Genomic DNA, 6,066 nt, shown 5'->3' with positions numbered 1-6,066 from the left:
GCCTGGATCGCCCGGATTGGCTCTTGGAGCGCGTGCGCCAGGGCGCACGCGGCGATCTGGGGGTGCGCGGTCCCGCCGTGGCGATCGACGAACCCGATTTGATCGAGGAATTGCAACGGCGCGTCGCGAACGTCGATTGGCAGGCCAAGCGCGACGCGGCCCTGGCGCGCTACTGGGAACGCACCGCCTTGATCGCGTTGCCCACCGCGACCGTGCCCCGCGAACGGCGGCTGGATTTAACGGTCACGGCGACCGCCCCCGTCGAGCTGCCCGATGGCACGCGCCTGGTCGAGGCCGGCGCGCAGGTCAATCCGCTGGACGTGATGCCGTTTCGTCAGCGCCTGTTCGTCTTCGATGCCAGCGATCCCCGGCAAGTGGCCTCGGTCGCGCGGCGCGGACAGGCCAGTCGTGCCGCCGGGCAGTTGCCGTTGTATCTGGCCTGTCGGTTGGACCGGGACGCCGGATGGGCGGGCTTTCGCGCCGTCCAGGAGACGCTCGGCGAACCGCTGTATCGGCTCACGCCCGAGGTGCAGTCGCGCTTTCGGATCGAACGGGTGCCCGCCGTCGTCGAGGCGGGGGAGGGCGCACTCGTCGTGCGCGAATGGCCCCCGGAGGGTTGACGCGATGCTCAACCGCACGCTCGTCACGCTCCTGTTCCTGGTCGGGATCGGCGGTCCGCTCCAGGCCGACGAACCGACCGCTGACGAACCGGCCGCGAACGCCGTCTGTCCCGACGCCGAACTCCTGGGGGCCAAGCTCATCACCGACGTGTGCTGGGCCTGCCTGTTTCCGGTGCGCCTCGCCGGCGTGCCGATCGGCAGCGGCCCGGTTCCCGCCGGCGCGGCGACCCAAGCCCTGTGCAATTGTCCCGATGCGCTCGGCCTGCCCATGCCAGGCATCGCCATCAGCCTGTGGGAGCCGGCGCGCATCGTGGAATTGATCCGGGTACCCGGCTGCATGCCGGCCCTGGGAGGGGGCCGCCTGGATCTGGGAGCCATGCGGACCCTGGGCACGCCCGGCCAGGCGGCTTACGACGGCTCGGATAAGGCGTTTTACAACTACCACTACTACGCCTTTCCGCTGCTCGTCATGCTGGATCTGTTCTTCCCGGACACCTGCAACGTCGATCACTTCACCGACTTCGATTTGCTCTATTTGTCGGAACTCGATCCGACCTGGAACAACGACGAACTGGCGTTCTTCACCAACCCCGAAGCGGCCTTCGTCGCCAATCCGGTCGCGCAGGCGGCCTGTCTGGTCGATGCGGCCTCGGCGACCACGGCGCAAGTGCCGCTCGATTCCTTGTTCTGGTGCGCCGGGGCTTGGGGCAGCCTCTATCCCTTCACCGGGCGCGTGCCGACGCTCAACGGCCGCCCCTCCGAGATGAGTCTGGCGAGCGCACGGGTGCTGGCCGCCCTGCATCGGCGCGGCCTGGCGCGCCGCACGATGGGCAACGACGCCCTCTGCACCGCGCCCCTGGCGCTGACCTTGCCCAAGACGCAGTACCGCCTGTCGCAGTTCTATCCCCTCCCGGAGGCTCATTCCAATCATGTTATCGGCGAAAGCGAGTTGCGCTGGGGGGCCTGGCGCAATGTACCCGGCGTGGGCGACGATCACCTCTACCTCCTGTGGCGCTGGCATGACTGCTGCGCCACCTTTGATTAACGGCGCGCGCCGCGCGCTGTGCGTCCTGCTGGCGGTCGCCGTCGCCTGGACACCATGGGCGCTGACCTGGGGCCAAGACCTGTTCGGTCAGGCCGCCCGCGACGGGCAGGCGCTTGGCACGACGCTTGGCGCCGATCCCGTCCGCCTGACGCCCTTCGCGCATCCCGACGATTTTCGGGTCTACTTTCCGGGCGCCGACGCGGGCGATGTCGCCGATTGGACCGCGTTCTCCGACGACCCGGCAGGCGCGCAGGCGGCGGGCGGGCAGGCGCAATCGGACCTGGTGGCCACGCCGTTCGCCGAGGCGTCCCCGAGCGCGCAGGCGTATCAGACCCTGATCGCGCCGGTCGGTCGGGCGCGCCCGACGCTCGAAGACGATCCGCTGTGGATCCTGAGCGATGCCACCACGCTGTCGCTCGATAGCTTCGCCGCCACCTATGGCGACTGCACCTGGGAATCGACCTTTCTCGATCAACCGACCCTGGTGCATGTGCCCGCTTACGAAGCCTGTTTGATCGCCGATAAGGATCAGCCGAACTGGACGCAAACCGTCGATCGCACGCTGGTGGCCCAAATTTTCTGGGATCCGATCTGGGGCGAGGTCACCGACGAGGACGGCAACACCGCCACCGAAATTATCGGCTACACGCGCCGCCCCGTCATTGCTCAGGATTCCTGGGGGACGTTACCCGCCACCAGCGACCGGGTGAAGGACGGCTTCTGTCGCAGCACCGTCACCTGTACCAGCAACGCGAATGCGAACTGCATCGGCGTGACGGGCGGGGAGCTGTGCGGCGGCGAACTCGCGGCCCCGCCCTATCACGGCGTCAGCGGTGACGAACCCTGGGAAACCTTCTCCGGGATCGGCGCGGCCTGCATGGCGGTGAGCGTCAGTCTGGACTGCACCAGTTTCAACGAGGGTGCGATGGACTGCTGGACCGATCCCACGGGAGCAGAACAGTGCCCGGACAACCCCGGCGATCAGGCCAATTGCACGACGCTGGAGGCGAATGCGCAATGCCAGGCCATCGGCGACCAGTGCGCCGAGGACGGTCTTGGCAAGACCGGCGTCTGTTATGTCCGCCAGCGCGTCTATGACTGCGGCACCGAAGAGGACATCGCCAACACGACACGCATCTCGGACCTGAACTGCGGCGGCGAGATCCGTTGCATGGGCGACGACTGCGCCTCGTTTACCACGGAGCAGTCGAGCGATTTCGGTGCGGCGGTCGCGGCCCTTCAGGCCGCCGAGTTCGTGACGCTCGACAGCGACTGTTCCAGCGGCACCTGCCAAGTCTTCAAGGGCACCGCCAGCGACTGCAAGCGGGCGGTGGGCGGCATCGTCAACTGCTGCAAAACGCCCGACGGGATTTCCCTCGGCAACTATCTGCAACTGATCTTCAAAATCGCCAAGCTCGATAGCGTCACCATGACGCTGAACGCCGCCGGCACGGCCACCCCCGGCTTCGGCGCCTGGGAAACGCTGCGCTCGCCGCTGGTCGATACCTGGTCGGCGGTGCAGGACGGCTTTACCTCGGCGGTCAATAACGTCACGGGCAACACGGCGGCGGCGACCACGGAAGCGGCCAAAAAAGGCGTCATCAGCGCGTTTAAGCAACAACTCATGCAGCAGACCGCGCAATGGACGGCCAATCTGTTCGGTCCCCAGGCGGCCAATCTCCTGTTTGCCGATGCCGCGACCGGCGGCGCGGCTTTTGCCGCCGATGGCACGGCACTCACCACGAATATCGGACTCGGCGGCGTCGTGGGCACGGTGCTGCTATCCGTCATGTGGGCGTACCTGATCTACACCATCGTGATGATCCTGATCCACCTCATCTGGGAATGCACCGAGGACGAATTCAAGCTCGGCGCGCAACGCGCCCTGAAATCCTGCCATCGCATCGGGTCGTACTGCAAAAAAAGTGTCTTTGGGGCCTGCATCGAATCGCGCGATAGCTACTGCTGCTTCAACAGTCCGCTCTCGCGCATCCTGAGCGAACAGATTAAAGGGCAACTCGGCCTGGGGTTTGGCAGCGCCAAACACCCCAATTGCGCCGGCATCGGCGTCGAGACGCTCGCCCACATCAACTGGGCCGCCATCGACCTGCGCGAATGGCTGCAAATGCTCACGGCGGCCAACCTCGTCATCACCCCGGCCAAGATGACTTTCGCGGATCTCACCGAAGGCCAGGACAATCGCACCGCGACCCGCCTGGAGAATTTACAGGACGTGAACAGTGTTGCCGGCTTTCATCGGGAGGCCGAGACGCAAGGGTGGTCGGAGACCTTGCCCGCCTTGCCCAGGCCCGCGCCGGAATGACCGCTAGACCGCTTCACGACAACCTGGTCGGACGAACGCTCGCGACGCCCGTGATCGACGCCCGCGGGGCCGTGCGCTTGCGCGCGGACGTCGCGCTGACCGACCGCCATCTGGCGACGCGGCGACCCTTCGCGAGCCAGGCGATCGCCAGGCCGGTCGGCAACGCGGGTGGCCGTTGCGTTTGCGTGTGTCTGGTCTTAAGATTGGTTTCGGACGCTGCGCGCGGTGGAGAACACCGGCATCGTCAATCCTCGAAAAACTGGCTTTACGGTTCGATGCCTTGTGATCATACGGAACATGGTCTCGTTGACAGGAGTCGACGACCAGTTGTCAGGAGGACAATTCGCGGGTCGCTTCCGGCAGGCGACTTCATCAAATGTGCGCGTTGGCCCAAACGCCTGCACCCGTGGCAGGCGTCGCGGGATACCCTCTGACTTGACGCCTCGCGTCCTCTGCTTGAACCGCTGCGGCGGTCCGATCTCGTCCGTCCGTCGAGTCGACGACGGGAAACGTGCGTCCGCACGACACGCAAACCGAACCGTTCCGCGCCAGGGATCTGTCGTCTGCGCGTGGCCGCGTCTGTCGCGCCGCGTTCAGTCGCCAGATTTTCCTGCGATCTCACCTGTCGAGATCGTCTATCGCCTGCGCGGGCGATTCATCAAGACCGCGCGCACCATCGGTCAGCCTCGTGCTGACATTTCAACCCGCCAGCCTTTGCTGGTTCACCCCCTGGGGAGAGTCGCCTCTTCCCCTTGGGAAGCATGCGCCTCCCTGATTTCGGAGAAAACGCATGAAGAACCTCCATGCCGCCATCCGTGCCCAGCGCACGGTGGCAAAGTTTGCGACCGGCGTGGCGTCCTGCCACTGGCGGTCGCCGTTTTCAACCCTTCCGACGGCTGAGCGCATTCGGCGCGCGGCCCGCCGCATGGCCACCACGAGGAATTGAACATGGCCGGTGTCAACAAGGTGATTTTGATCGGGAATCTCGGGGCCGACCCCGAGGTCCGCCAACTGCCCAGCGGCGATGCCGTGGCCAATGTCCGCCTCGCCACCAGCGAGTCCTGGAAGGACAAAAACACCGGCGAGAAGCAGGAACGGACCGAATGGCACAGCGTGGTCTTTTTCGGAAAACTCGCCGAGATCGTGCAGACGTATCTGCATAAAGGCTCGAAGGTGTATGTCGAAGGCAAACTGCGCACTCGCAAGTGGCAGGACAAGGAAGGACAGGATCGCTATAGCACGGAGGTGGTCGTCGACATCGGCGGCACGATGCAGATGCTCGACAGCCGTCAGGGCAGCGGAGCTTCCAGCGACGACGGCTATGCCGATGCGTCGGGATCCGACAATCTGAACGACGATATTCCCTTTTAAAACGAACGTGACGCGTCACTGATCCGACCTGACCGTCGGATGTTTCCCCACCGGGGCACCATTGCCCCCAGGGGCCTGGTGTCCCTTTTTTCCGAGGTGCATCATGGCAACGCAAACGCAAAAAATCGCCACGTTACCCGCCTGTCGGCTGGCCATTAATCAGACCACATTGGCCGATGTCGGGATCGATTTCTCGACCTGGCAGGTGCTGGTCGATTCTATTTTTCCGTCCGCCAAGACGGTCGAAGGCATCCTGCTCGCCGTGCGCTACTGCCAGGCACGCGGGCTGGATGTCATGAAACGTCCGGTGCATGTCGTGCCCATGTGGTCATCGGCGCTCGGGCGCGAAGTCGAAACCGTCTGGCCCGGCATTGCCGAAGTCCAGACCACGGCGGCGCGCACCGGCCAATGGGCGGGCATGGACCCGGCACGGTTTGGCAAGGAGATTTTCCGGACCTTCAAGGGCCGTGCGAAGGTCAACGACAACTGGAAAGATCTCGAAACGGAGGTCACCTTTCCCGAGTGGTGCGAGGTCACGGTCTACCGGATCGTCGGGGGCATTCGCTGCCCGTTTACGGAAACGACATTTTGGGAGGAGTCGTACTCCCGGATCGGTAAAAGTGAAGTTCCCACAGCCATGTGGGTCAAACGCCCGCGCGGTCAACTTCTTAAATGCGCCAAGGCCGCCAGCCTGCGCGCGGCCTTTC

Annotated in this window: 4 protein-coding genes and 1 pseudogene; all 5 read left to right on the top strand. The window is 65.0% G+C overall.

Going from position 1 to position 6,066, the window contains the following annotated elements:
- Window positions 1-620 (top strand): annotated as a pseudogene (locus tag CCR95_RS22465) (TrbC family F-type conjugative pilus assembly protein); the annotation flags it as partial.
- A 4-nt stretch (window positions 621-624) separates the two neighbouring features.
- Entirely contained in the window at window positions 625-1,665 is a 1,041-nt protein-coding gene (locus tag CCR95_RS22460; RefSeq protein ID WP_201098676.1) for a TraU family protein, read from the top strand.
- On the top strand, window positions 1,640-3,988 hold the full coding sequence (gene traN / locus CCR95_RS22455) for a conjugal transfer protein TraN (protein ID WP_201098675.1): 2,349 nt from the start codon (window positions 1,640-1,642) through the stop codon (window positions 3,986-3,988). The genes CCR95_RS22460 and traN overlap by 26 nt, the downstream gene beginning before the upstream one ends.
- A gap of 948 nt (window positions 3,989-4,936) precedes the next feature.
- The gene (gene ssb, locus CCR95_RS22445) at window positions 4,937-5,359 is read left to right on the top strand and encodes a single-stranded DNA-binding protein (RefSeq protein ID WP_276570300.1); all 423 of its coding nucleotides are present in this window, start codon (window positions 4,937-4,939) and stop codon (window positions 5,357-5,359) included.
- A 103-nt stretch (window positions 5,360-5,462) separates the two neighbouring features.
- A partial coding sequence (locus CCR95_RS22440) for a recombinase RecT (RefSeq protein WP_201098672.1) occupies window positions 5,463-6,066 on the top strand: 604 nt, incomplete at its 3' end.

The sequence above is a fragment of the Thiocystis minor genome, assembly GCF_016653465.1.
Classification (GTDB): domain Bacteria; phylum Pseudomonadota; class Gammaproteobacteria; order Chromatiales; family Chromatiaceae; genus Chromatium; species Chromatium minus.
Note: the sequence above shows the minus strand (reverse complement) of the source record. Positions and strands in the feature narration are given on the sequence as shown.